The 26,469-nt window shown below is 55.7% G+C and carries 23 protein-coding genes and 3 pseudogenes; 14 read left to right on the top strand and 12 right to left on the bottom strand.

The annotated features are described in order from the left end of the window. Positions 1-40: 40 nt before the first annotated feature. Genes RQI55_RS23540 through RQI55_RS23530 form a run of 3 tightly spaced genes read left to right on the top strand, consistent with a single transcriptional unit; the run spans position 41 to position 4,906 of the window. Positions 41-2,014: a hypothetical protein gene (locus tag RQI55_RS23540; RefSeq protein WP_311273677.1), complete on the top strand. Its 1,974-nt coding sequence runs from the start codon at positions 41-43 to the stop codon at positions 2,012-2,014. Position 2,015: 1 nt separating this feature from the next. Beyond that, positions 2,016-2,387: a hypothetical protein gene (locus tag RQI55_RS23535; RefSeq protein ID WP_311273678.1), complete on the top strand. Its 372-nt coding sequence runs from the start codon at positions 2,016-2,018 to the stop codon at positions 2,385-2,387. A gap of 2 nt (positions 2,388-2,389) precedes the next feature. Further along, on the top strand, positions 2,390-4,906 hold the full coding sequence (locus RQI55_RS23530; RefSeq protein WP_311273679.1) for an Hsp70 family protein: 2,517 nt from the start codon (positions 2,390-2,392) through the stop codon (positions 4,904-4,906). A 40-nt stretch (positions 4,907-4,946) separates the two neighbouring features. Here RQI55_RS23530 and RQI55_RS23525 read toward each other — a convergent pair. From RQI55_RS23525 to traA, 4 genes and pseudogenes are all read right to left on the bottom strand, one after another. Beyond that, positions 4,947-5,225, bottom strand: a pseudogene (locus tag RQI55_RS23525) (IS21 family transposase); the annotation flags it as partial. Between the two features lie 170 nt (positions 5,226-5,395). Next, entirely contained in the window at positions 5,396-6,241 is an 846-nt protein-coding gene (locus RQI55_RS23520; protein ID WP_311273680.1) for a hypothetical protein, read from the bottom strand. An 821-nt stretch (positions 6,242-7,062) separates the two neighbouring features. Then, the gene (gene ligD / locus RQI55_RS23515; protein WP_311273681.1) at positions 7,063-8,115 is read right to left on the bottom strand and encodes a non-homologous end-joining DNA ligase; all 1,053 of its coding nucleotides are present in this window, start codon (positions 8,113-8,115) and stop codon (positions 7,063-7,065) included. Between the two features lie 166 nt (positions 8,116-8,281). Next, positions 8,282-11,911, bottom strand: coding sequence for a Ti-type conjugative transfer relaxase TraA (gene traA / locus RQI55_RS23510; protein ID WP_311273682.1), 3,630 nt, complete (start codon positions 11,909-11,911; stop codon positions 8,282-8,284). Positions 11,912-12,485: 574 nt separating this feature from the next. Between traA and RQI55_RS23505 the strand changes: the two genes are divergently transcribed. The 6 genes from RQI55_RS23505 (at position 12,486) to RQI55_RS23480 (ending at position 17,304) form a co-directional block, all read left to right on the top strand. Beyond that, the gene (locus tag RQI55_RS23505) at positions 12,486-13,304 is read left to right on the top strand and encodes an NYN domain-containing protein (protein WP_311273683.1); all 819 of its coding nucleotides are present in this window, start codon (positions 12,486-12,488) and stop codon (positions 13,302-13,304) included. 11 nt (positions 13,305-13,315) lie between these two features. Continuing rightward, a complete protein-coding gene (locus tag RQI55_RS23500) occupies positions 13,316-13,624 on the top strand; it encodes a mobilization protein (protein ID WP_311273684.1) in 309 nt (102 codons plus the stop codon). Continuing rightward, on the top strand, positions 13,621-15,285 hold the full coding sequence (locus tag RQI55_RS23495; RefSeq protein WP_311273685.1) for a type IV secretory system conjugative DNA transfer family protein: 1,665 nt from the start codon (positions 13,621-13,623) through the stop codon (positions 15,283-15,285). The genes RQI55_RS23500 and RQI55_RS23495 overlap by 4 nt, the downstream gene beginning before the upstream one ends. Then, positions 15,282-15,641, top strand: a complete 360-nt coding sequence (locus RQI55_RS23490) for a hypothetical protein (protein WP_311273686.1) — start codon at positions 15,282-15,284, stop codon at positions 15,639-15,641. The genes RQI55_RS23495 and RQI55_RS23490 overlap by 4 nt, the downstream gene beginning before the upstream one ends. Before the next feature lie 407 nt (positions 15,642-16,048). Further along, positions 16,049-16,768, top strand: coding sequence for a hypothetical protein (locus tag RQI55_RS23485; RefSeq protein WP_311273687.1), 720 nt, complete (start codon positions 16,049-16,051; stop codon positions 16,766-16,768). A 233-nt stretch (positions 16,769-17,001) separates the two neighbouring features. Further along, positions 17,002-17,304, top strand: coding sequence for a hypothetical protein (locus tag RQI55_RS23480; protein WP_311273688.1), 303 nt, complete (start codon positions 17,002-17,004; stop codon positions 17,302-17,304). A 346-nt stretch (positions 17,305-17,650) separates the two neighbouring features. Here the strand turns inward: RQI55_RS23480 and RQI55_RS23475 are convergent, their stop codons facing one another. Continuing rightward, positions 17,651-18,103 carry a hypothetical protein gene (locus RQI55_RS23475; protein ID WP_311273689.1) on the bottom strand — a complete coding sequence of 151 codons (453 nt, stop codon included), beginning with the start codon at positions 18,101-18,103 and terminating at the stop codon, positions 17,651-17,653. A 509-nt stretch (positions 18,104-18,612) separates the two neighbouring features. On the opposite strand from RQI55_RS23475, the gene RQI55_RS23470 reads away from it, so the two are divergent. From RQI55_RS23470 to RQI55_RS23460, 3 genes are all read left to right on the top strand, one after another. After that, complete coding sequence (locus RQI55_RS23470) at positions 18,613-19,320, top strand: DUF6088 family protein (RefSeq protein ID WP_311273690.1); 708 nt, start codon at positions 18,613-18,615, stop codon at positions 19,318-19,320. Next, a complete protein-coding gene (locus RQI55_RS23465) occupies positions 19,301-20,392 on the top strand; it encodes a nucleotidyl transferase AbiEii/AbiGii toxin family protein (protein WP_192067648.1) in 1,092 nt (363 codons plus the stop codon). The genes RQI55_RS23470 and RQI55_RS23465 overlap by 20 nt, the downstream gene beginning before the upstream one ends. A gap of 125 nt (positions 20,393-20,517) precedes the next feature. After that, on the top strand, positions 20,518-20,721 hold the full coding sequence (locus RQI55_RS23460) for a cold-shock protein (RefSeq protein WP_067653483.1): 204 nt from the start codon (positions 20,518-20,520) through the stop codon (positions 20,719-20,721). 195 nt (positions 20,722-20,916) lie between these two features. Here RQI55_RS23460 and RQI55_RS23455 read toward each other — a convergent pair. From RQI55_RS23455 to RQI55_RS23445, 3 genes and pseudogenes are all read right to left on the bottom strand, one after another. Next, positions 20,917-21,030 (bottom strand): annotated as a pseudogene (locus tag RQI55_RS23455) (transcriptional regulator); the annotation flags it as partial. Positions 21,031-21,262: 232 nt separating this feature from the next. Beyond that, on the bottom strand, positions 21,263-21,706 hold the full coding sequence (locus tag RQI55_RS23450) for a type II toxin-antitoxin system VapC family toxin (RefSeq protein WP_192067650.1): 444 nt from the start codon (positions 21,704-21,706) through the stop codon (positions 21,263-21,265). Continuing rightward, positions 21,706-21,945 (bottom strand): type II toxin-antitoxin system VapB family antitoxin, encoded by a 240-nt coding sequence (locus RQI55_RS23445; RefSeq protein ID WP_192067652.1) that lies wholly within the window; start codon positions 21,943-21,945, stop codon positions 21,706-21,708. Before RQI55_RS23445 ends, RQI55_RS23450 begins: the two co-directional genes overlap by 1 nt. A gap of 227 nt (positions 21,946-22,172) precedes the next feature. On the opposite strand from RQI55_RS23445, the gene RQI55_RS23440 reads away from it, so the two are divergent. Together RQI55_RS23440 and RQI55_RS23435 are read left to right on the top strand one after the other, a co-directional pair. Continuing rightward, entirely contained in the window at positions 22,173-22,451 is a 279-nt protein-coding gene (locus RQI55_RS23440; RefSeq protein ID WP_311273691.1) for a type II toxin-antitoxin system Phd/YefM family antitoxin, read from the top strand. Beyond that, positions 22,438-22,868 (top strand): annotated as a pseudogene (locus RQI55_RS23435) (plasmid maintenance toxin (PemK-like)). Before RQI55_RS23440 ends, RQI55_RS23435 begins: the two are co-directional and overlap by 14 nt. 635 nt (positions 22,869-23,503) lie before the next feature. Here the strand turns inward: RQI55_RS23435 and RQI55_RS23430 are convergent. The 4 genes from RQI55_RS23430 to RQI55_RS23415 all read right to left on the bottom strand — a co-directional run bounded on the left by RQI55_RS23430 (position 23,504) and on the right by RQI55_RS23415 (position 25,986). Next, the gene (locus tag RQI55_RS23430; RefSeq protein ID WP_192067655.1) at positions 23,504-23,716 is read right to left on the bottom strand and encodes a hypothetical protein; all 213 of its coding nucleotides are present in this window, start codon (positions 23,714-23,716) and stop codon (positions 23,504-23,506) included. 223 nt (positions 23,717-23,939) lie between these two features. After that, the gene (locus tag RQI55_RS23425; protein ID WP_311273692.1) at positions 23,940-24,887 is read right to left on the bottom strand and encodes a YiiG family protein; all 948 of its coding nucleotides are present in this window, start codon (positions 24,885-24,887) and stop codon (positions 23,940-23,942) included. Positions 24,888-25,168: 281 nt separating this feature from the next. Then, entirely contained in the window at positions 25,169-25,462 is a 294-nt protein-coding gene (locus tag RQI55_RS23420; RefSeq protein ID WP_311273693.1) for a hypothetical protein, read from the bottom strand. Positions 25,463-25,464: 2 nt separating this feature from the next. Further along, on the bottom strand, positions 25,465-25,986 hold the full coding sequence (locus tag RQI55_RS23415; protein ID WP_311276933.1) for an SMI1/KNR4 family protein: 522 nt from the start codon (positions 25,984-25,986) through the stop codon (positions 25,465-25,467). Positions 25,987-26,469 lie beyond the last annotated feature (483 nt).

Below are 26,469 nucleotides of genomic sequence, written 5' to 3'. Positions count from 1 at the left end.
ACGTGACCTCGATTCTAAGGGGCTAGGGGAAGTAATACTGATGCAGAGTGAACATTTCTCTCTGGCGACGAATGCGTTTCGCATGCTTGGGGCCACATACTCGACAACACCGACCGAAATCGCAAATCTCGTCGATGACGGCGGCTATTCCGGTGACATTTCGGAGGAAGTACTTCATAAGGCACAGCAGGAACTTATAACACCGCGCTTGCGGATGACGGCCGAGCTGGCTTGGCTTCCTGAACTCAGTGCCGCGCAGGCGGCGTCAGTGCTTGGCCCCCAATCTAAACTCAACACGTCAGCGATGTTGTCCAAGGTGTCACTGCTTCCGGAACTAGCCAGAGCGAATATCCTGGCGGATTATGCATCGTCGAATGTAATCGATCCAGACTTTGCGATCGCGCTTTTCGACGCTTGGCAAGCTCTGACACCCGACGATATCCTCGAGTTTCTGAGGGAAACTCGGCGGGCGGCCGGCCAACCCGTTCCGGACGAGAAACTTGTCCTCTCCGGACTTCAGGAGCTGCGTTCCAAGCATGCTGGGAGTTTGATATCAGGGCTCACACGGGGGGCAAGTCCCGCAGCAAGCATCAAGGAGGTCATCGCGCATGAGCTCCGAAAGGGTGACACTGACCCGCTTCTAGGTATGATGGTGCGCGAGTATGAGAGGCGCAGCGAGCGCGACACAGCGCGCATATCGGACGCAATTGGCGAGGTTCTGCGGTCAATCCGTAGCGGAGGCGACGCCATCAGCCCATTCGTAGTGACGCTTTCGGAGCAACTGGATAAGTGGCTGATATTTACGAAACCTCTGCAGGGTTTTTATGAATGGCGGGGCCATCCCGAACCGCGCTCGAAAGCCATTTTCAACAGCGTAAGAGAGGTCGCTCTCTGGCTGGCGAACGAGCGGGAGCTTCATTCCGCGTCTAGTCAGCTCAGCGCTGTTCTAGCAGACAAGTTTGCTGGTCTTGAAGAGCTGCGTCGAGTGGCCGCCAAGGACGTCGAAGACCTCAAAGGAATCATTGCGGAGCTCAAGGAGGTCGAGCGCTTTCAGCCTCTATATGAGGCCACGGAGAACGCGAAGGCGTCACCTGCTGAGTTCGCACGCGTGAGCGAAATTTCAGGGATGAGGAAGGAGGCGACGGCACCAGTCGGACCGTTCGTTCTTGCCGTTGCTCGCTTCCTCGAAGATGGCGGCAACGTGGATATGGCTGCCGCTGTTGCGCGCGAGCTTTCTCTGTCTTTTAACAACGATGCCGACCGACCTGATGTGGCGTATCTGGTTCTCGACTATATGGACCGATTGGCGAGACCTCGAATGTCAGCTCAAACGATGCAGAATTACGACGAGGACCTCGCGACTATCTTCCGGAACTGGAAGTTTCCCCAGCTAGAAAAGCATAAGGGCAACATTCCAGAGTTGATTGCTGCATTAGAAATTATCGTTGAGAGTGCGCCCGCTTCGGTCAAGCCGGAGTTCGCGGCTTTTCTGACAGGCTTGAAAGGGAAGCAGAGAGCAAAAAGAATTAAGTGGCTCGTATGGGCAACCATCGTGGGTTTCGTTATAATCGTCTCGATCGCTTCTAACTCTGAGAAGCGGTCCTCGTACGGTTCGTCGAGCTATGGAACAAGCGGTGGGTCTTCTAGGTACTCGACGGAGACCAGGAATTACGGATCCTCTGGAAACTCTAGCTACACCCCAGCGCCCAAGCCAACCCCGGTGCAGCCCGTGGACTTGAAGCTTGAGACAAAGCCATCATTTGGGTCGGGAAAGACGCTCTCCCGAAACGAAATTAGATATTGCATCTTCCAGGGTAAGCGCTTGGATTTACTGCGAGATGTGCCTACAACAAATGCACAGGTCGCAAAATTCAATGCGATGGTCGGAGATTTCAACAATCGCTGCGAAAGCTATCGGTACATGCAGGTCGACATGACCGCGGTCCAAAGTGAAGCGGCGTTGAGAACATCGGCGTTCCTCGAAGAAACGTCTACGATCGCGAGGAATTGGTAGCATGGCTCATGGAATCGATGTGACTCTTTTCGCGAAGCTTTGCGTCGATCACTGGAAGCTTATTCAGCGCTTCGCCAAGGCGCTTGAGCTCGTGCCTGAAAGCGAGCGGGCCAGGCTATCGTCCCAGTTACGATACTCTGAGCTCCATCTGACCGCGCTCGCGTCCGAGGTCGGCTTGAAAATCGTCACGTTTGACGGGGAGCTATATGGTCCGGGCTGCCCTGCTTCTGCCGACAATCTTGGCGATTTCGACACCGAAGAGAATCTATTTGTGGAAAAGACCCTCGAGCCTACAGTCGTACACGACATGCGGACCATACTTGCGGGGCGGGTACTTCTCGCTAGCACCGCAACACCATCAACCGGAAGATAATCATGTATCTAGGCATCGATCTTGGAACTTCGAATTCTGCCATCGTCGGCTACATCGGCGGCCAACTCCGCCTCTTCAAAGCTTCCGATGGCAGCGATGTCCTTCCGAGCGTTATATACGTGGATCGGCGTGGGCATAGGTTTGTGGGCAAAAGCGCTTATGATCGGACAGTGTCGTCACCACATAGCGTCGCGTCCGGCTTCAAGCGGTTGATGGGTACAAATAGTCTGCTCAAGATCAATGGCGAAGAATGGACGCCGGAAGAGTGCAGTGCCGAAGTCATCAGGACCTTGGTCGCGCAGGCCGCGACGGAGTCAGGTGCGCAGAACATCGAAGGCGCAGTGATCACGATCCCGGCGGCATTCAACCAGATGCAAAGCGAGGCTACGATCCAAGCAGCCAAAGCAGCTGGCCTCGAGAAGGTCAGCCTGGTTCAAGAACCTGTAGCCGCGGCGATTGCTGCGATCGCAAACTCACCCGTGAAGGATGGCGTCTTCCTGATCTATGATCTAGGCGGCGGGACTTTCGATGTGGCGCTTGTGATCAGTACCGCGGGATCGGTCAACGTGGTCGCTCACGAGGGCATTAACATGCTCGGTGGGCGCGACTTCGACCGGCGGATTTTTGACAGCATTGTTAGGCCGTGGTTGATGCAGAACTTCAATTTGCCGAATAACTTCGAGGGAGACGACGCTTATCGTCACCTTAGAACGATTTCCCACCACGCGATTGAGCGCGCGAAGATCCAGCTATCAGCGTCGACCTCTGCATCGATTTTTGCCAGCGAAGATGACGTCCGGATGAAGGATCTAGATGGGGCCGAGATATTCTTGGGAATCGATACGACCCGTGAGGCCATTGCTGCGATTTTACGCGACTTGATCGACAGGACGGTCACGCTCTGCCGAAGAATGATCGCGGATAATGGATATCGTGCAGAAGACATCTCCAGGATCGTGCCGATAGGCGGTCCATCGAAAATGCCCTTGATCCGTGACCTGCTACAGAGCGAGTTGGCGATTGAGGTTGACCAGACGCTTGATCCCATGACGGCCGTTGCGAAAGGTGCCGCCATTTTTGCGGAGAGCCGTGTCTGGGGCGAGAAGCAATCGACTAAGAAGGCCTCGCGGACACGGGAAGAGGTGAAGGGGGCGATTAACTTTACATTCGACTACGCAGCCCGCGTATCCACCCCCACCGCACGGCTGAGCGTCAAACCTGAAGATGGGGTGTCTGGGAACCATTGGATTGAGGTGATCGACGAGACCGGTTCAACGACGGGTCGCTCCGTTATCAACGGCCCCCTGCGCCTCCAGCTTGATCTTCGCAATGATGGCGACAACCGTTTCAAAATCGTTGTTTCTGGTAACGATGGTGTGCCGATGCGGGGGTTGTCCCGGGAGATCACGATCACGAAAGCCTTGGCAAGCGCGTCGAGCATCCCAATGACGTATACCCTTGCGGTGAAGACGCAGACGGGAACCGTTGGCTATGAACGCAACCAGCTTGTACCGCTCCTGACGAAAGGGACTGCGTTACCGGCCGAAGGCAAGCAACCTTTCCGGGCCGGCAAGACGCTGCGGGGAGGGACTGCCGACAAGCTCAATATCGAGCTGTATGATATGGCCTTGGGAGTGACTGACCCGGAACGCAACCTTCACATCGGAGACTTTCGATTGGACGCCGAGACAGATCTCGAACGAGGTGAGATGATTTCCCGCGGAAATGACGTTATCGTTCATTGGCGCATGAGCGACAACGGCGCACTCACGCTGGCCGTAGAGCTACCGGAACTCGGGCGGCTCATCGACAGCAGAAATTTTTACTATGTGGAAGGCGGCTACATCAATTTCGAAGGCGAGCGAGGATCGCAGATTGCCTCCTCTCTTCTCGAAAGGGCGGAAAAAGATCTGAATTCGCTGTCTGAAGCGTTGCCGGAAGTCGCGACCGAAATCGATTCCCTTAGAGAAAAGATTGAGGGTCAGCATGCGGCGCTTTCGACATCGGTTGAGGCTGACGTTCATCGCTCGGTCACCGAGGAGGCGCGCCGGATCCGACAGGAAGTCGCGCTTCTTAGCGTTAACCCTGAAAATGTAGTTCGGGTCATGTCCCGCGACCTTAAGGACGCTGAGTCAGACTTCGATGACTTGCGAACGCTAGCTAGTGCCGCCGACGCTGAGCGGCACGATAAACTGCTTGTCTCTGCGCGACGGTCATTAAGGGACAACGATGTCGAGGCAACGCAACTAGCTCTCGACGAAATGAAAGCGATACGGTTCAAGATTTTCGCGAGCCAACCCGAGTTCTTGGCAAGCATCTTCCGAGACATCGCAGAGGAAGCATATCTTGCTGTCGACGCGACATTGCACGAGGCCCTGGTCAGGGAAGGAATGGAGCGCATCAGCGAGCGCGATATCGACGGCCTCAGATTTGTACTGGGGCGGATGTTCCGAAATCGCCTCTCTGTAGGCACAGGTGGTGCCAACATCGTTGAACTCGCGCATCTTCTAGGTGGCTAGGGCGATTTCGCGGACAAAACAGAACCTCAACGTGGTCGGCGCAGAACCATGTGTAGCCGTAGCCGTCGGGATGGCTCGCCCTGTATTCCTGCCAGAGCAGCGTCAGCGTTACACCCTTGCGCTTCAGCTCGGCAGAAACGGACCGCCAATCCGGCTCGACTAGGTCTTGTGGCGGTCGATCAACGCGCCGGAAGAGATGTCGCTCCAGCGCGGCATCGTCATTGAGACCCGCAGATAGCGGCCAGACCGACAGGCCGGTCTCCTTCGCTCGCAGCAGATACGTCGCCACGGAGGTTTTGCTGATCTTCAGGCGTTCCGACGGGCGAGCGTTGGCTTCTAGGGATGGGGAAGTTCGAACAAGCAATTCTGAGATTGAACGCATCCTCTGCCAGCCCGCGGAAGCGCCTTCGGTCGTGGAAATACGACTTGCAACCCCACTCTCCAAATCCGGCGATATAGCTTAGTGTAAGGAGTGGGAGCGTGAGATGGCTAAGGGCGAGTCGGTAGGAACGTGTCAGGCCTGCTGATGGGGTCGAACGGTTTTACCCCTGCGTGATCTCCGAGAAAGTGGAGCTGTTCTTTCAACTCGTCCAGTTCCAGCGTTCTCGCCTTGATCTGGTAGCTGGCCGGAAGCTCTGCGATGCTGTTAGTCGCTTCCATTGCGGCACGGTAGATCCTCTGGAAGTCATATGGATATTGCGCATGTAGCCTCGCATTTGGATTTTCGGTCTTCATCTCCCTGATTTTCGTGCGAAGTAGTTGGACCGTCTTTGCAATGACGAGCTTGTCGGTGGCGTCACCGTAAAACTTTGTTCGGATGCCCAGAACTACGCCATGTGCGATACCAGCCGGTCCTTGGCCTTCATCCAGCACCATGCTCCATGCGTTCGTGTATTGGCGCAGTCTGGTAGCGATGAGGTCAACGTTAGCAGCAAAGATATCCTCAGCGTCGGCGTTGTCTGACGATGTCTTTAGGATATCCGTCTGCGTTTTGATGAAAGAGGCCTGGTTTTTAGCCTCTGTCGCTTGTTCCTTCATCACCTTGCGATTTTCTTTAAACTCCTTCCGCGTCCACGACAGCTCCTGCCGCTGTTCCCGCAGTTCTCTCGACTGCAGAAATACCGCAACCACGAGCCAGAGGAAGGCGAGGGGCGCCGACAATCCTGCCGCGTAATCACCCCATTCGTTGATTTTAAGCGGAGCATGGGTTCCGCGATGGAAGGCCCACGCGATGATGCCAGCTGCGATGAGCCACACACCACTGAATACCGCCGCACCAATCATGATGCGCTTCGATCCAGTGGGCAGAGTTACCTTGTCATCATCGTCTTCCATGCGCCTGTCACGACCCTTCTGGCCTTCTACCACAGGTTTTGCCAAGAGCCAGGGCCTCCATGATAATCCCGTTATGAGCGCATGGCTATTATCCAAAGAAAAAGGGGCGCCTGGTGCGCCCCCTTTATTAGCTAGTGGATGAACGGCCCTACGAGTGACATGATCCAGGCTACGAATTCAGCATCAAGAACTAGGTGGAATGAGAACGATAGTGACATAGTTTTCTCCTTTGGGTTCATTTAGTCTCTGAATACGAAGTCCAATTAGGCAGAGCTTCGCCATCATGAACTATCCAGAGCAATCACTAAATGAACCAAATGCTACGTCATCGTAGTAGTCCTCTATCCCAAGTATGAGGGTGGAACCCCAATCTGGAGTACCTTCACGACTAGTTTGCCAGAGATTTTTATAATTGCAAGGTTAGTCAGGGTGTGTGACGAGTCAGCAGGGCCAGGAGCGGAGAAACGCCCTGGCGAGATGTCTCTTTGCACGCCGTTTTCCAAAGGCCATCAGGCATTCTGCTATTCGTGAAGGCGGTCCATCTGGCGTTCTGTGCGCATCCAACGCATCCTCGGTCGCGGATTGGGCCCTCCCAGTGTTAGTTATCGTGTGAGTTGGTCTATTTTCCCGCTCGCTGTGATCCATGCGCCTTATACAATTCCCGTCGGACAATTCACTACACTGGATCTGGTGGTCTTACGTCATACAACTGGCAACGGTAAATGCAGTACGTCGAGATGTGAACTGACTACGAACAGCGGAGGGTTGAAACAGGTAACTCCGTGGGCACCCACATCAAGGTTTAGCCGGTATCTTTGCAACTACCCTAACTGGTAAACGTCGGCGTTATCTTGCCGTTCTCGCAGCCCCTTATACGCCGCATGACGCAGTTTGCCGTCGGCGGTCCACGCCCTGAACTCGATTTCTGCAATCAAGGTCGGATGAACCCAGACGATATCGCTGTTTCCGACGTCATCCACTGGTGGCTGTTTCTGTTTCCAACGGAGCATGTCGAGCGTCTTTCGAAGCCGGATGGCCTCAGCTTCTTTGAAACCCGTGCCGACGTTGCCGATATAGACAAGTCCTTCACCGCTATATGCGGCGAGCGCCAGAGATGCGATGCCACCAGATGTTCCCGTTGAGGTCTCATAGCCCGCGATGAAAAATGCTTCACTCTGGACGCATTTGAGTTTCACCCAGTCCCCGGTTCGTCCTGAACGGTAGGGCTGATCGACATGCTTGCCGACGATGCCTTCGAGACCAAGGGTGCGCGCGTGCTCGAGGAGTGCGACAGGATCAGCGTCGATCGTTTCCGAGAGCCGGATGGCACCGTCCTGATCCTTCAGAGTGTCTTCGAGCAAATGCCGTCGGGACCGATATTCGATACCACGCAGATCATGCCCATCGAGGTAGAGCAGATCGAAAGCGTAGAGGATGGCGTTTGAGGCACGATTGCCCGCGGCTTTGCCGGAGGCACCAAGCGATTGCTGCAGCAGTCCGAAATCCGAGCGACCTTCCGCGTCGAGAACAACGGCCTCGCCATCGATGATCATCGTCGCCGGACCAAGCGCGCGTGCCGCTTGTTCGATTGCTGGAAACCGGTGTGTCCAGTCATGCCCACCACGGGTCAGGATACGCACGCCGCCGGGTTCAATATGGATCGCAAGCCGGTATCCGTCCCATTTCACCTCCCAGGACCATTCGGGCCCTTGGGGTGGCTTTGCCTTCAATTGCGCGAGTGTCGGCTCAACGCGGTCGGGCATGGGATCGAAGAGCAGCTGCGGCTGAGCCGGATTTCGCTTGCGGCGCGGCTTCGAGCGGATCGGGGCTTCGGTCTCACGGAGGAGCGGCTTTGATCTGGGAGGCTTCGTCATTCGTGTAGTTCACCAGAAAAACCTTAATAACATTGTGACGATGCGGATGTCGTCCCTGCTATTCACCGACCAAGGGGCCGCGCGCACGGCAACAACACCATGCTGTTCAGCCACCGCGCAAATCCGGGCCTCGGCCGATCTCGTGGTGTTCGCGACCATGTCTCTCCTAACGACCCAGCCCAAGACCCTGCGACCGGGTGAGCTGCTGTTTCAGCGTGTAGTCACGGCTCAGCTCAGCCATGCGGGTGCGCTCGACGGCACGGGCCACAGACTTGATCTGCGCGGCCTGCTTCGCCAGCTCTGGGCGCACCTCAAGCTCCCTGGCAAAGTTACGAGGATCCGAATGGCCGAAACGCTGCTGGAGAGCGTTTGCGACCAGTTTGGCTTCCTCGAGTGCGGCCAGACCATCGGGCGTCGATCGCAGCTCATCGATGAGCTGATGCCGCTCGTTCATCGACACCTTGTCGACGCGATCGAGAATCTCGGCGCTACGCGGGGTGAGGCCGGGGACCTCGACGACATCGCGTTTTTCGCGCTGCCACTGCTCGGCCTTCCGTTCCGCGCCAAGCCGGCGTTCCCAATGCTCAGACGTATGACCGATATGGGCGGCAACCGCCTTGGCGTAATGAAGCGCCGCCTTCCGTTCCTTGTTGTCACCGAACAAGCCGGATTTGCCACGCAGCGCGCCGAACTGCTCGGGCCGCTCGGCCATGGCTTTTGCCATCACCTTGCCATTGCCCTCTTGCTCGGTGATCGCGGTGCGCAATCGGCCCGCTACCTCGGCCGGATCGCGAAAGACGTGTCGCGCCACCGACTCCACCGCTTCAAATCCATGATCAATCGCCGGCATGGCCTTTTCGCGGGCCACGTCCTCAATGCTGCGGTCATGGCGCGTGATCGCCGGCACCAACGGCTCGGGCTTTTCTGCATGCTGCCGGCGCGGACGATCGCCGCCAATCTCCTGCATGAGATCCTGCGCGGTATCCTCGCGGCGAACAGGACCGGTTAGATCACCGGCACGTTCCTCGTAAACCCGCTGGCGATCGAATGGCCGGTCCTGTTGCTCCCGTACCGGAGGGGCCGCACGGGACAAAACCTCCTGACGCTGCTTTTGGGCAGGAGCAAGGTCGATCTCGCTCTTGATCCCGAATTGTTCCGCGATCCGTGGGTCGCCTGCGATCCCCCGCCGCTCGGCAAAGTCCCTGACATAATCCAGCGTCGTTTCCTTGGCACCAGATCGCGACAGGCGGTGTTCAAGCTGGCTATAGGCCAGCTCCCCACCCTCGACCACCCGCCACGAATTGCGCTGCGTCTGCGTGCCGTCCGGAAGCGTGACGGGAGTCGCCCCTTCATGCTGCAAGCCGATCCTGTCCCCGATCTGTGGCGAGGCTTCCTGCAGGGCGCGCTTGAGATCGACGCCCCAGACCGTGCGCTGCTCTCCCTTGTCGTTTTCCAGCGTCACGAAATAGCTTTCACGCGCTTTCGGATTATTCTCGTAAGGCGCGGCCCCATGGTCAACCAGCCGGCCGGCATTGGTGAACTCTTCTTGTGCAGCATAGAGCTGCACTCCGTCGCGATGGCGGGTCATGGCGACATAGGTCAGATGCTGGTCCATGGTGGTGGACGCCAGCACGAAAGCGCGATCGACTGTCGCCCCCTGATTTTTGTGGATGGTGGTCGCATAACCGTGGTCGACCGCCTGGTAACTGTCCATCGGAATGCTGACGCTATCTCCAGCTCCCTTGCCGCCTGGGCCGTCGAGCTGCGCCACGATCCTGGGGCCGGCACCCGGTGTTCCCGCCTCGACATACTCGACGGTGCCAAGCATCCCGTTCTTCACACCCAGGTCGCGACTGTTCTCAAGGAACACGATCCGGTCACCCGGCGCGAACTCTCTCGTGCCATCATTGGTCTGGAAGGTCAGCGCGATGGCGTCTGAACCCACGGCGGGCACGTTGCCCCGCGCCAATTCCCCTCTTTCCTGAAGGCCGGACCGAATGTCCTGATTGATCGCCCGCACATCCGCACGGCGATGCGCCATGGCAACCCGGGTGCCATCTGGCCGCTGCTTACGATCGGCAAGATAATCCTGCACGATCGCAGCCCGCGCCTCGTGGCCCGTCTCGGTAAAACTGATGTTCCCATTATCCCGATAGGCTGCCAGTCCCTCGGCTGTGCGATGCGTGGCAAACGCGACCGACGCCTCACGCTGCCGGCGAATCTCGGACAGTTCGACATGGCCGAGACGTTCGGCAAGGATGCGGAACGGTGCGCCGGCCGAGATCGCCTGGAGCTGCTGATGGTCACCGACAAGCACGATCTTCGCGCCGCGCTGTTCGGCCTCGCCAATGAAATAGGCAAGCTGCCGGCTTCCCACCATGCCGGCCTCGTCGATGACGAACACGTCGCCGCGGCCGATCGTCTCTCTATTGTTCTCCCAGCTGCGGGACCACGATGCCAATGTGCGGCTATGGATGCCAGAGCTTTCCTCCAGCCCCTCAGCCGCCTTGCCCGCAAGTGCTGCGCCATGAACCTTATACCCTTGAGCCTCCCAAGCCTCACGGGCGGCGGCTAACATGGTCGACTTGCCAGCACCTGCAAAGCCCACGACTGCGGCGATGCGCTCGCGACCCGTGACATACGCGATTGCCTGTCGCTGCTCGTCTGAAAGACGGGCCGAAACATCGCCGGAACTTTTTTGAATTGTCTCGTCCTGCCGTGCGATGGCGCGGGCAACATACCGCCGATCGACGCCATGGTTTCGCGCCTGGTACAGCCGCTCGGCCGCCTCCATCATGCCGCTCTCGGTATCGACCATTTCCCGCGTCGAATAGTGCGCCTTCAAAACCTCCCCGGTCTCCCGATCCTCGCGCTCGGCCTGAAGCTGCACCAGTGCTGGCGAGGCCATCACGGACGCAAAAGCATTCTGGTAGGCCAGCGCGTCATCGTTGATGTAGCGATGCAGTGTACGGGCAATGTCGTGCCGATCAAACACGCTCTTTTCGGCGGTGATCAATGTCAGAACCTGCTCGGGTTTTTCACGGATCAGCTCGGCATTGCGCTTCGCTGCATCCTCGTCCAGCCGCGCCCGCTCGACCTCCATGCCCTGCCGCTGCATCTGCGTGGTATGAACGCCCATATTCTCGGTCGGCTCGATCTCAAGTCCACGCTCGGAATGCGAACGATGGTCGATGCGGATATCCAGTCCTTCGCGCATCAACTGCCTGTTGGCGATCTGCTCCCACGACTGGCGGATGTCGCGAAGCTGCATGTCGGTTGTGGCAATCCCCTCCGCCAGCAGCCAACTGTTCTTGCGCTCAAGATTGGTCTTGTCGCCCAAACCGTCTTCGGTCACCGCCCGCGTCGTTGTCATCACATGCGCGTGGATGTTGCGAACGTCGCCCTGCTCATGCGGCGCATGCATCGCGAAATCCACCGCGACGCCATAGCGGTTTGCCAGATGCTGCGCGAACTCTCGTGTTGCCTCAAGCCGCGCATGCACCGAAAGCTCATGCGGAAGCGCAATCTCGAATTCGCGCGCGACACGCGAATTGATCTGCCGCTCCGCTCGCTCGGCTGCATTCCACAAGGCCGAACGATCTTTGGCCCAATCCGCGGATACGCCTTCGGGCAAGACAATCTCGCAATGCACAACGCCCTGCTTGCGGGTGAAGTCATGCGTCAGCCCATCGCGCTCATTGGTCAGGCGAACGGCACAGCGGTAGGCCGCCGATGCGACAGCGCTGCGGCCGGAAGAACGGGAGATAGGTTTCGAACTCAGATGGTAGATCGCCAATTCGCGAACCTCCTTTCCGTTTCCATTGCCTCGCAGATCGCCTTGACCTTGCGCAGCAAGGTCGTAAGTGCGCCCTTAGTAACCTTAATCGCTTCGCTCAATCGGCCACGGGATGGCGTGCGAGGTTGATGTTTAAGTAAAATGATTGAGCGTCAAGAAGACCACAAATCGGTATGATTTTCAACATCGCAGGTTGTATTTATGCTTGAGCAGCGTCACCGTTTTGGTATGCTGGGTCGATTGCATGGCTTCGGACACGAGCATGTTAAAGGAGACAACTCCGATGAAAGCCTACCTCCCGTTTATAACCGGTTGTTTCATCGGGGCCCTTATCGCCTTCGCCGCCACGGTCATTTTCGATATAAGGGGGCCTGTGACCGCATTGATCTTCGCTTTCGTAACGCCATTGGCGGGAGGCGTGACTGAGCGCCTTTGGCGGCGAAGGTGAAGCAGTAGTTCATCGGCTCGATATTCGAGAAAGACGATCATGAATGACAGTCATCAACCGGAAACATAGTCGCTGATCGTAGCGACTGCGGACGACAATGCGTTCACCAGATGAAAGAATTTCGCTATGAGTTCCGATACCCTCGCTCTGCTGATAGACGGTGACAACGCTACGCCCAGGATTGTCAAAGGGCTTCTGGCCGAGATCGCCAACTACGGGACATCAAGCGTCAAACGCATCTATGGCGACTGGACCAAACCCAATCTGAATGGCGGACAAGAATGCCTGCTCGAACACTCCATCCAGCCGGTCCAGCAGTTCGCCTACACAACGGTCAAGAATGCCACGGATGGCGCGATGATCATCGACGCCATGGACCTGCTTTACACCGGGCGCTTCTCCGGATTTTGCATCGTGTCCAGCGACAGCGACTTTGCAAGACTGGCGGCCCGCATCCGCGAACAGGGCGTCACGGTCTACGGTTTTGGAGAACGAAAGACCCCTCGCCCGTTCATCACTGCCTGCGACAAGTTCGTCTATTTTGACGTCCTCAATGCGTCGGTCGAAGAACCCGCAACCGCCGAACCAACGTCGGCACGAGCGGCGATCGAGAAACCCGCCACGAAGAAAATTTCAGGTCTGTCCACAGGGGCAGCAACCGTCGAGCCAGCCGTGCCCCAGAAAAGCAAAATCGACAAAGCCTTGATCGGCATGCTGAGCAAGGCCGTCATCGCCACCGCTGACGAAGACGGCTGGGTCAATCTCGGTGCGGTCGGCTCTCATGTCGCAAAGCAATCGCCGGAATTCGATTCCAGAAACTACGGCTTTGCCCGTCTCAGCGATCTCGTCGAGGCCACGGGGAAATTCGACACCGACCGATCCGGCAAGACGCAGAAAGGCGTCCTCATCCATCTCAAGACGGTGCCCACCGCGACGAAAAAATGAAAGGATCAACCGTGGCAAGAAAATCGATCGAACAGCGCCTTGCTGAGCTGGAGGCGCAGCGCTCAGCCCTCAAGGCACGTCTGTCGAAACAGGATCGCGCAAACGACACACGCCGCAAGGTTTTGCTCGGCGCGCTCGTCCTGCATCGGTTGGAAAACGCCAATGATCCGGAGTTCACCAAACGCCTGGGCGACTGGTTGCGCCGCGAGCTGCCCGGCTTTCTCACCCGCGAGAATGACAAGGCGCTCTTTGCCGATTTGCTTGGATCACAGCCGGCCAACGCACCAGAGAACAGCAACGGCACAGAGGTCGCGTCATGAGCCGAGCGACGCTTGCATGGGCTGCGTTCAAGAACATGTTGCGCGCCGCTGCCCGTGATCCGCTATGGGCGTTCGTCTCGCTTTTGACAGCACCCTTCAAAATCTGGAAGCCGCTGCTTGGCGTTCTCGTCATCCTGATCATCGTGTTTTTTGTCGTCAGCTTCGGCGGCCGGTTTGCGCTTGCGCAAATGGGCTTTGGCGTTGGCAGCGTCCCGTTCATCGCGCTCGATCTCGTGACGCTGCTGGTCCTCGTCTGGATCGTTTTCCGCGTCATTACCAATCCGCTGATTATTCACTTCGGGGATATGGCCAACGATACCCACGGCTCGGCACGCTTCGCTACAACCAAGGAAATGGCTCCCCTCATCCGGTCCGATACCGGCTTGCTCATTGGTCGCGATCCGAAGACGAAAAACCTCATCCGTTATGATGGCCCGGCGCATCTCCTGACCATGGCCCCGACGAGAACCGGCAAGGGTGTCGGAACCATCATTCCAAATCTGCTGACCACTGAGCGCTCCGTAATCTGCATCGATCCCAAGGGGGAGAATGCAAAAATCGCCGGCCGCGCGCGTGAACAGTTCGGACCGGTTCATGTTCTCGATCCCTTCGGCGTGACCGGCATGCGCTCGGCCGCGTTCAATCCCCTTGATACGCTTGATCCCGCCAGCCTCGATGTCGCAGAAGACGCCAGCACGCTTGCCGACGCCCTCGTGTTCGATGAGCCGGGCATGGCAGGTGAGGCGCATTGGAATGAGGAAGCCAAGGCCCTCATATCTGGTCTGTTGCTAAAGATCGTCGCGGTGGAATCTCCTGGCCGTCGTCACCTCGGCACGCTGCGCGAATATCTCACTGTCGCTCCAGAAACGTTTGCTGCCCTGCTCAGGCGGATGCAGGAATGCGATGAGGCGGGTGGCCTGATCGCCCGTGCCGCAAACCGTCACCTCGGCAAGTCCGATCGCGAGGCCGCAGGCGTTCTCTCTGCCGCGCAGCGCCACACCCATTTCCTCGACAGCCCGCGCATGACGACGGTCCTCGGTCGATCGGATTTCCGGTTTGCCGATCTCAAGCACGGCAACGTGACGGTGTTCCTCGTCCTGCCGCCCGATCGCCTGTCCACATATTCACGCTGGCTCCGCCTGCTTGTCAGCCAGAGCCTGCTCGATATGGCACGCGATTCCGCAAAGCCAGCCATGCCAGTCCTCTACCTGCTCGATGAGTTCGCCGCCCTTGGCCATCTGGCTCCCATAGAGCGCGCCATGGGCCTGATGGCAGGCTATGGCGTCCAGCTCTGGCCGATCTTGCAAGATGTCCACCAGCTACGCGCTACGTACGGACAACGCGCCGGCACCTTCCTGTCGAATGCTGGCGTGCTTCAGGTCTTCGGCGTCAACGATCATGACAGCGCCCGCCTCGTCTCCGATCTGCTTGGACAGGAAACGGTCGTCTTCCAGACCATGGCCCGCGCGCTCGATTCAGAAAAATCCGGGATCTCCTACAGTCAGCATCATACCGCCAGGCCCCTGCTCACCCCCGACGAGGTGCGCAACCTGCCTGCTCAAGGGCAACTGCTGTTCCTCGCGGGACAACGGCCTATCATCGCTGGCAAGCTCACCTATTACGCCGATCCCGAGTTCAAGGGAGCATTCGATCCGGTATGAATGACGATGCCATCAAAGAAGCCGAAGCCATGTTCAAAACGTTCGAATGGACCATCGGCATGATAACCCAAAGTGGTCCGGAAGAACGTCAACATATAGCCAATGCCTACCAGGAGGCACAAAAACTAATTGCCAGTATTCCAAAGGACGCTGGCGATGCACGTCCCCGGATCGTAGCCTGTTTCGAGCGCTCTGATGGCTATCGAGCAGTGAATGACAGCGCTTGCGTCGGCTGGGCGCTATCTGCGATCCAGGAAAGGGTGAATGAGCAGGATTTGCCTGACTGGAGAAAGTTTCGGAAGCTGGTCAAAATGGCAGTCAAAATGCTGTCGGTTTCGAAACCAACGCTGCATTGAACTGACTGAACATGGGTCTAGCTCTAAAACACCCTATCACTCGGAAGAGCGCGACGAACTTTGCTTCTCGACATCACGTTCCGCTTCCAACCGCGTTAGCTCCCGCTCGATCGCGCCGCGAATAAAAGCGGAGATCTGGTAGTTGCCAACCAACGATTCGATTCTCTCTCTCGTCTCAGACGAAAGGCGAATCTTTATATCTTTAAAATTGAGTGGCGGTCGTCCCATGAGCCGATCGAATAATTGCCTTTGTGAGATTTGTCAAAATCATCATGCTTCTAAATAAATGACGTCATTTATTGACGGAATAAATGGCGTCGTTTATTGTCATTATGTTAGCGGCTGGGTCTCGTGTTTGCACCACGCTCCCCAGCCTGACCACAATCTAGCTTATAGGAGCTTGGATCATGGCTGATTCTGAGAATAGCAGAACTTTGCCCAAAACAACCCGTAGAAAACGCCAAAACCCGATTGGCGGCAGGCCACAGCTTCCATCAAGGATCGACCGTAAGAACCTTCTGGGCGCTGTCGCTAAAATCTTGGTACCGCTTGTTTCTGAATTGGAAAAGGCTCCCGATCGAAAGGTGCCCGGGCCAACATCAACAGCGCGACTGTGGTTGAACTGGTACGAGGTCCATCAGCGGCTCGTTCACATTACCAGATACCAGCAGAAGACGGAGTCGAAGGTGCTCGCGATGGCAGGCGCATTCCCGGTCGTGCAAATCGAAATCTCTCCGAGTGAGAGACCAGTGACCGTTTACACCATTGCTGAACTTAACCGGCTGAAATCACGCGTGGACCCAGCTCAGTTGGCATCTGCACGATCTCTGTTGCGGAAGCGGCGCGCGAGATGGAATGAGGCAGATAGAAAACTTGGATATAGCCCTGCTCTGGCTTTCGAGCACGATCTGGCGGAGCAGGAAGGAAGGCTGTCGCGCATACTATCTTTATCAAAACCACGAACGATTGTCGAAACGACCGCAAAACTGCACTGCCTCATGAGCACACAAGATCCCGGTACCAAAGGGCAGGATGCCCCTTGGCCTCAACTGAGGAAGATACTGCTTGATCTGGTTGAGGTGGAGCTGTCCGGCAATGGCAAAAATCCCCTGAATGAAATAACTTAGCGAGACCTTGTGAAGCTGACGACCGCTCCCGGACGGCAAAGCTGAGATAAATTTTCGAGCGTAGCAGTTTTGTCTGTTGTGGATAAAACCACAGAATTGCGCTCGTTTCTCGCCGTTGTGTAGTAGAGCGTGATGCCTGTGAACTGAAGCGCATTCGGCCCCATTTCGTTACGCACGGGGCTGTTTGCCTCTTGCGGGACTGAGAATCAAACAAAAGAGAGTTGGGAAGATAAGTGTCTGCGCGCCAACAGCGCGAGATAACAAGATATCCGGCTGACTTAGAAGATTTCTTGCTACCAGAAATTTACTGGGCGTTCACTTTTGCCGTGCAATTTCGACACCAAGCGCGAAATGTATTCAGTACGCGCGTCATTCTCAACTTCGCCCGCCGACTTGGCGGGTTTTGTTTTGGTTCACGGCTGCCGATCTGGGATGATCCACCAGAACAGCTGGACGAGGTCTCGCCACGTTCTGACCATGTCGTCCCAGGCAAGGACGGCCTGCCGGTAGCCATAGATGGGGTCGGTTCAGGCTGAGGGCGAAATGACACTGTAAGCCACCGCTCTGCTGTCCCACTTGAACCATTGTGAATTTTGGTGCCGGAAAGCCTTGTTTTGCATGGCCTCGTTGCCGTCCCAAACAGGCTTCAGTTCATCTGGGACAGCTCGCATTTGGCAGCTTTGCGCCGATACTGTTGAAAAACTCCAGCAGGCGGTTTTTCCTTCGGGCCCACTGAAATAATATTGCGCATGCCATGCTCCCTCAGCACGTCAGACGCAAAGTGGTTTCATCTCTCCCGCACCGTCAGAAAACTATACCTGATGATCCGGGCAAGGCGCGGCCTTACCGATACCCAGGGGAGTTTTTCAACAGTATCCGCCATTAGCGGTCATTGAAACTGATGCTCGTGAAGTCGGCGGTCTTGCCGTCCCAGGTGCCGGACGCAAAGGCGGTTACCGAATGCCCTGTGGGCGGACCTTCATCCAGACGGCCCGCCGTTAAGCCGAGCTTTTCGAACAGTATGATCCCAACAGAAATTGCAGCTCCCCCATTTAGCTCCTCCAATGCGCGGAATACCTTTAATCCGTTCGTTTCGAAAACAGATATTCCTCGAAACATAACTACCCCAATATCGTAGAAGGCTTCGATCTCGCGAACGCGATTTCCTCGATAACGCACGATTGGCGCTTTGATACCGCGATGCTCACTGAACGCATCAGGCCGAAGGCCTCGTCTCGACCGGTCTGGTGCTCCGATATGTGTGGCGACATCCTCTGGAGTCATGCCGAATTTTATGGGCCCAATTCCTGAGAAAGAGTCGATAAGCCATGTCATATCAGTCTTCTCCATAATCGATTTAGAAGTTAGAGGATTCACAAAATTGAGCAACCTCACTGACCGCTTTGGGCCAAATGCCGTCATGGCACGGATGAGCCAAGGCGGCCATCCGGCTCCGGTTAAAGGTATTAAAACTCCTTTTCACGACAGCGAAGCGCATCCACGATTATGGAAAACACACGGAGGTTGGCTGGCGACGGCTTGGATAGTAGAGGTGATAGCCACAAAGACCCACGTTGTATCGAACGCGTGAGGGAGAACTCAGAAGGAAGCAGGCCTGCGTGCCTAGGCTTTTGCGCACCCAGCACCCCCGCCCGACAGGGCGACGTCACCCATTACTGTGGAGGCCTAGGTCTCTCCGGTGTGCAGCGGTGGAAACAACATCTGCCCCATCCTATATTCATCCTACTGACCAAAGTTTCGCTCTAAAATTTGGTCAGTACGAGAGCATCGATTGCTAGTGACCAAAATTTGTATATAATATTCGGTCAAAAGGTTGAATCACTATGCCGGACCCTACATCGAACACTCTTGAGCGCATTCACGATCGCATAGCTGCCGCGTCGCCTGGCGGCGTATGGTCGCGTGACGACTTCCTCGATATCGGAACACCTAATGCGGTGGAAAAGGCGCTACAGAGGCTCACGACACGCGGAGATATCCGGCGCCCGTATCGGGGCTTCTACGACAAGCCAGGCATTAGCCAGTTGACTGGTAAGATGGTATTCCCGCCGCGCGCCGCATTTATCGATGCAATAGCGCGACGTGACAAGTTGAGGGTTCTGGTTGACGGCATGACCGCCGCCAACGACCTTGGCTTGACGACAGCTGTGCCTGCCCGCTCGACGATCCACGCAGATACCTACCCCCGCACGATAGAGATCGAAGTCAACTCTGGCGATCCGAACGCAACGAAGCCGGTCATCTACCGGCTCGACTTCAAGAGAATTGCGGCAAAGACGGCTTTCTGGGCCGGGCGGCCTGCCATGCGGATCGTCCAGGCCCTGAGCTGGTTTCGGGATGAACGATTAAATTTCGAAACCGTCGTTGATGGTATCGTCCGACATCTTGCACAAAGCTCGCAACGGCGATCAATCGTTGAAGATTTGCGCGATAACATTCGCGCAGTTCCAGCCTGGATGTATCCAGTGGTCGAGACAATAACGCGCGACACTCGCGTCACAGAGGAAGAAAATGCGGCAGGGCTTCATTAATGTGCTTCGCAGTAGCGCGGATGAGCGCAGGGCCTTGTTTGAAACGGTGGCGTCCGACCTGCAGACTCGGGCTGAGAATATCGAAAAGGATCTCTATGTCTGCTGGGTCCTTGACTTCCTGTTCAATGGGCGAGCCGATGATCAGATCGGACTTTATTTCAAAGGTGGCACCAGCCTTAGCAAAGCCTACGGCCTGATCAATCGCTTCTCTGAGGATATCGATATCGGCATTTACAAAGCCGATCTCAAAGTGCCGACTGAGAGTGAAATCGCAGCTCTCTCTTCGGTGACCAAGCAGCAAAAAACACTTGCGGAAGTGGTCGATGAGGCCGCGCGCCAGTACATATCTGGGCCCCTGAGAGAAAGTCTTAGCCAGGAGATTGCCTCGGTTGAGACCGAGACCGGCCAAACCGGACATTTCTCTCTCCGTTTCGGCTACGACATCTACAGGAAGAAAGAGGCTCTCGACATTCTTGTGCTCCGATACGAGAGCGTTTTCGATACCAGCGGAGGCTATGTCGAGGCCGCAGTGCGCATTGAAGGCGGAGCACGCCCGGACCCATTGCCAACAGAAGCGCGCGCCATTGTTGCCTACGTCGCCAGGGAAATGGGGGAAAGCGATTTCACCGTCGAAAACGTTACGACCGTCAAGCCGGAGAGGACATTTTGGGAGAAGGTCCTCATCCTGCACGCGATGACGGAAACGACAGAAAAGCGCAGCGCTGAAGATAATCCGGAACGAAGGGTTCCCGATCTCAATCGGTATTCACGCCACTACTACGACGTCCACCAGATTTGGAGCCACCCAGACTACGGCATGGCAACGGCTTCAATGCGTGAACTCGCCGAGGCGTGCCGACAGCATAAGGAACTGATGTTCCGATCGCCGGACCACCGATACGATCGGGCCGTGCCAGGCACCTATCGCTTGGTGCCGACACTCGGTATGCGCAAGAAACTCGCCGTTGACTACAATAGAATGTCAGCGATGATCTTTGCAAACCCACCTGGTTTCGATGCGGTCATGGCGAGTATTGAAGCACTCGAGGAGGCTGTCAACGCGGCCAAGTAGTCGATCAGCGGCCTGCAAAAAATCTCGGTGCCACTATCATGGTATTGGAGGTTGCCGGTCAGGCAAACGAACGGTAAAAAGCCTACTGCGGGTCAAGTGGCTGCAGGACATTAAAAGGAATTCTTATGCCTACCGGTACAGTAAAATTTTTCAATGACGACAAGGGATTTGGCTTCATTACGCCTGAGAATGGTGGAACGGACGTGTTCGTTCACGTATCTGCCTTGCAACAAGGTGGGTCGCTGAGAGAAGGTGACAAGGTCACTTTCGAAGTTGGCCAGGACCGGAAAACCGGAAAATCGAAGGCTGAGAACGTTAGCGTGCTCTGACCTGCGGGCCGCGAGGTCAGCCTGACCGCTAAATAGCGGCAAGCTGGTCTCGCTCTCTACGGGGCTCATTGAAAATTCCGGCTTTTCACCTTGAGCGTGTCGATGTGCAGATCCCTCACTTATCCCGAGCCCTATACTATGCCGAGCGCCTTCCCCAAGGCCCGAGATTTCCGGTAAGCGCCTGTACGGACGTCAGCACGCGTCGTCGAACTCGCGCATGGTCTGCTTATCGATCGCACCGGACTCGTGGAAGCCTTCTATCATTTAATGGATCGCGGCCATCGCTTCGCTTTTGTAAGTCTTACTCATCAAATTTCACCTTTCAGCGTTCAGGCCAGAAGATATTGCGGGCCACGCTTCCTGCAATGCTCGGGTGCTTTATTGAACCGCTTTTGGGAAGTTTATTCGGACCTGCCAACAAACCGAAAAACGAAACGGAGAGGACGGTGATCCGGGCCATGATCCCGTTCGGCATCCTATTCCTGGTCGGTATGCTGGTTTTCACAATCTAAACCCGCAACGGCACGCCGCGATAAATTGCTCAATGATATTGCCATCCAATATCCGTGTGCACGAAATCTTCGCCCTTGTAAGCGATCTTCGTTCTATATGCCTTTGCGCACGCATAAGCGAAGCAGTCACCCATGTTGAGCTTTGCCGGATGATTCATGATCTTGCCGAACTGTAGGGCAGCATCGAGCGCTTTATTGCCAACGTCTGCGGAAATCATTGCGTCCTTGCAATCCAGATCGGAAGCAAATTGATCGACCATGCGACGTGCGGCTTCCATCATTTCCGGCGTGGCGGGCTTGTCTTTGCCGGTGGCCTCCGCCAGTCGGCGGGTCAATGAAAGCGTTGCTTCAACACGCACGACCGGCGAGACATAAAAGGGCCCGCCGTCCTGCTCCAGTCGGTCAATCAAAGACGATCCGTCTTCTTCTTCAGAGAGAATGGCGACGATCACCGAGGCATCAATAAGAAGCATTATTCCTCGCCCCACATTTCATCCATTTCGCGCTTGTGATCGCCGGGGGCAAAGGGGCCAGCCTCCCGCGCCATCATAAGGGACTTTGCCAAGCGCTCGCGGATCGGCAATCTCTCTTTACGATTGGCGATCTCCCGTATGAGTGCGTTCTTGACCGCATCGACCTTGCTCGTTTTCGTGAGGCCAATCAGTTCATCGGTAAGTCGGTCTACTTCGGGGTCTTTGATATAAAGCGGCATCGCATATCCTTTCGAGGATATTACAATATCCTATTTTACATATCCTTGCTACAGAAATATGGTGGGGACACAGATGTCGGAAAGGGTCGCGATCAGTCAGGTTAGGTAGAAAGTCCCGACGCGCTCGCGCTGCAAAATTGAGCGACACGGAAGATTGATAATAGAAGCTTCTACTTCCTACTGGATCTGCAAATCATGTTTCATCTCACACCGCCAATCTCTGTCGCGTGTTTGCTACTGTCACCGCTGCGGCGGTTTCGAAAAATTTCGGGGCCTATCAGGACGCTGCAGTTCGCGAGCCTGTCATTATCACTAAAAACGGTCGTCCTCGCACCGTTCTGATTGCTTACGAGGACTATGTTCGCCTGGCAAAACGCGATCGACGGGTCGAACTTTCGAGCATGCTCGGCGACGATGACCTCGCCGTCATTGAAGCATCGCGGATGGAGACGGGCCTGGATCATCTCAATGCCGAACCGCTGACAGACAAGCATGCTGCCGACTGAACCGAAGGTCGGCTGGCTGTTCCGATATTCGTATCTCTGGCATTGGCAGCATCTCGAAGGCCGGGAGGAGGACGACAAGGACCGCCCTGTGCTGGTTCTGGCGATTGTTGCCACACTGGAAGGCGGAACGCCGGCGGTGCGGGTTTTGCCTGTCACGCATTCGCCGCCATCGATCCGCAAGACGCTGTTGAAATCCCGACTGCCACCAAAAGGCGGCTGGGACTCGATGACGAGCGCTCGTGGATTGTTCTGACAGAAAGTAACCGTTTTGTATGGCCCGGACCCGACGTCAGGCCGATGGACGGTGAAACCGGCTATTACGGCGTGTTCCCACCAGCCCTGTTTGACGAAGTTAAGCGCCGGTTTGTCGAACTGGCGCGGGCGCAGCGCCATTCTGCCGCGGCACGAAGCGAGTAGCCGTCGCGCGGCAAGGCCTACATTGTACCGCTTTTGTGTCTTGCCCATTTCCCATGCTGTTTTTGGTCGCTGAGACCGTCATTTGCTACGACTTTACAGCGTCCGGAAGTCGAAATCTTTCACTATCGATACTTGAATAGAGACGCAGGATGCTCAGGCATTTTCTAAAGCCCTGTTCGGAATGCGGATGGCTGGCGAGATCGGCGATGATCAACCCCTACGTCTGCGGCCCATCGCAGGACGCTCCGGCGTCTAAGGGCAAACAGCAACCTGAAACTCCACCGCATAGCCAATTTGGGCAGGGCTCCACAAGACTTTGACTGCTTAGCGCCGATTTCGTTGAAAAACTCGCTTTATTGGCTGCTCATCCGTCTATGTCAGTCTTTCTTGGCGGAGTACCAACGCGTTTGCGCCCCGCTTCTCGGCACAGGGTCTCAATTCATGCCGCTCTCATGCGGCAATGACGCCATATGGCGTCGTTTGCGGCCTGAGTTTGACCAACCCCTTAGATTTTGTGCGGTCGCTGCAAGCAGGAATCGTCTCGTGCACCACACGGTCCCCGAAGTGTTAGCCTGACTTTCTTCAAATCTGCAAAAATCAGGATATTCGCGAGGGCCACCAAAGCTATGGGTTGCTTATAGCTTGGATCGGTCCCTGTCCCGCCGCCATTGGATGAGGTAGCCAAAACCTGGACCGATCAGCACTCCGCCGATAATCCAATGGATCAATGTCAGCGGCTTTTCGTCAGGATCATGCCCTGTCATGAAAAGGAAGAGAAAAAACGCGGCGACACCAGCTAACATCAGAGTAATCGGAAATAATATGCTTTTACGGAAGCCGTGCGTCATTGGTCTCTCCTATCGTTCGAGCCACGGATTGGCTGGCCCTGGTTCTTCAGAGGTTGGCTGACACCACGAACGTAGACCATAGCCTGTTGCAAATATCACGATTAAAATTTCGATATTGCGGATGGATATTTGCGACGCAAACACCGGCACCTTCGATCATCAGAATCCATACTCTGCTTTTGTTCGTCAAGTTGACCAAAATCCCACGTTCAAGCGACTGGGCCTAGTCCTTGGCAAAGGTTGTCGCTGTCTCGGCCGTGCTCACCATCGTATTGTAGGTTGACACCAGCCACTGCAAATCCTCGCCCGCCCCTCTGCGAGCGTCGCCTTTTGCCTTCTCCAGCTTTTCGTCGAAATCACGCAGCTTCGATAAGAGCGACGCCGGCTGTGATTCAAAAACGTGGAACGAATCGGGATGCTCCAGCGCGTAATCATCGAACTCCCGGACTGCGCCCGAATAATCATCCAGTGCTTGCTTGAAGTCGGTCATCTTCACGACTGGACGATCGTTTGTCGGCATCAGATCCATCACCGCTTCTGCTCGAAACATCACGTTGCGGACATGCCAGCGAGACTTCTTGCCCTCGCTTTGTTCCAGCGCGGCCAGTGATGCCAGATCCGCTTTTACCTTCTCCGTGCGGAGCGCAGCATCTACCGTCTTGCGACGCTCCTCAAATGCGGGAGCAAGCGCAGCTATCTCTTTATGGAAGCCCTTACCAGCCTCCATCTTATCGCTCTTATAGTCCTGTCTCTCGTAATATTTGTTGGCGCGCTCAATGACGGGCGCAAGCTGCTGGTACGTCTCGACATAGGCGGCCATTGCAGCATCAAGCTCTGGCATCTTGGGGGCTGCCTGCGTAGCGGCAACCACGGCAGAAGCTTCATCTCGGACATCATAAAGCGAGTACAGGCCGTAGATGATTCTTTCTTTGCCAGTGGGCCCTTTTTTCATATCCACCCAACTGTCGTAGCGCTCCAACGACTCCGATGCTCTGAGCGTCCGGTTCAGGAATTCAACATAGGTGTTCAGCTTGGCTGTAACTTCTTCAGATACCGCCGCTTCCGAAGTAGTCTGTGAAAATGCCGGACGGGACACGAACCCCAATGCGAGTGGATTTTGCAAAACGAAAACAAGCGCTGTAGCGGCCATGAACTTCTTGAAAATCGGCATCAAAATCTCCCTGCAATCGTGGCTTTACATTCAATTTTAAAACGCGCGAGGTCAATGGCTACTGCCCAACTCTGGCGCATATTGCGATACACGAAGCCTATAGTCGTTCTGGAGCTTTTCTATATGCCATCGCCGACACTCGTGTTGACGCCTGCCTGAAAATCCTCTCTTTTCAACACGATGTGATTTGCGTGTCATCCGGGAGGGGATTTTGCTGAAAACAAAGGTTCTTATTGTCACGGCATTTTTGTCGACGGCTGCTTTTGCGGCAGAGCAAACCTTCACAGTCTCGGGCGGTTGACGGACGATGCCTGTACGAAGCTACAGGTGCCGAGCCTTGGAAACACACCGGATGGAAACTCCTTGAGTATGCTTTCGATACCAGCGTGCAAGGAGGGGCTCAGAGATAATATCCCGGGCAACGAAAATTGTGCCCGAAAGGAGGGGCTGGTCGAGCCAATAGCAAGAAGATTGTCGCGGGAGAGTTCGATTTCCACAGTAGGCATGGATAGATCGAACAACTCGTCCGGCCAGGCCTCCATATAGGTGGCGCGGATATCTTCAGATATTGCCATCGTCAGATCTCATCAATCGTGCGGAGCCCTTCTATAAATTCTGGCAGCGAGTCCGATACCTTGGCAACACCTTGTGCATTGTCGCCTTCTCCTATCTGATGGAATGCGAGCGGCCAGAAATAGATCGCTCCGTCGTCCGTCGTTCCATCGACCATCAGGAAACTGTTTCCGCCATCTGCCGTACCAAAAACAATGTACTTCGGGTCGAGTCGGCCAGGAGTTTCTTCACTGACGACAAGCGTACGATGAAAGTCGATAACTTGATCGGCGTCGTTTATCATGATCTGGATTTCTCCGACCGTGTCAGTGCCATCGGGAAATCGGCCTCTAAAATAAAGTTCCTGATTTTCCAAGCTAATGCCACCCGACTCCAGAAACATTTCTTTCAGATCGGCAGGTATGCGCAAGCCTGTAACATCTTCCACTTCCTTGACGTCATCAGTCGACCATCTGAATTGTGGATATTCCTGAAAGACCGGCTTTTCTCTCAGATAATCGATGGCGGACGAAAGGCGTTCATTCATCATATGCTCCTCAATATTCGGGATCTGTTGTCATGCTGTTACCACCGCTGTGAGCAACGCCCCTATCGACGAGCTGCATGATGGCCCATCCCCGACATTGTGCCAAGTAAGGCCGCGTTCGGCTACAGCCTCATTCCAATTGCCATTGTTCTTGTCCCTCATCGCCTGTCTTGCTGTGTAAAATCAGTCGGAACGTCCGCCCCGCCCTTCCGCTCCCCCATATTCGGAATGTAAACCTGCTCTTTGGCAAAGGGAGAAAAATCCGGCTCACCGTTTTTGACCTTCAAAAGCTCCCGCTGATAGTGTTTGTTTGAGCAAAACCTGCGACCTAACGGTGCATAGAGGTATTTTCGGGGCTGATCCCTTAATTTTGACACAATTATTGATTGCATTCTGTGCAGATTTTGACAGCTGATTGATAATTTATCCAATCCGATCACCGGGGTTCCCCATGACCGACCAGCCATCGTCGTCCGAGTTCAT

This window comes from Rhizobium sp. WCS2018Hpa-16, assembly GCF_031843705.1.
Classification (GTDB): domain Bacteria; phylum Pseudomonadota; class Alphaproteobacteria; order Rhizobiales; family Rhizobiaceae; genus Agrobacterium; species Agrobacterium tumefaciens_C.
This window is presented reverse-complemented; position numbering and strand designations above follow the sequence as displayed.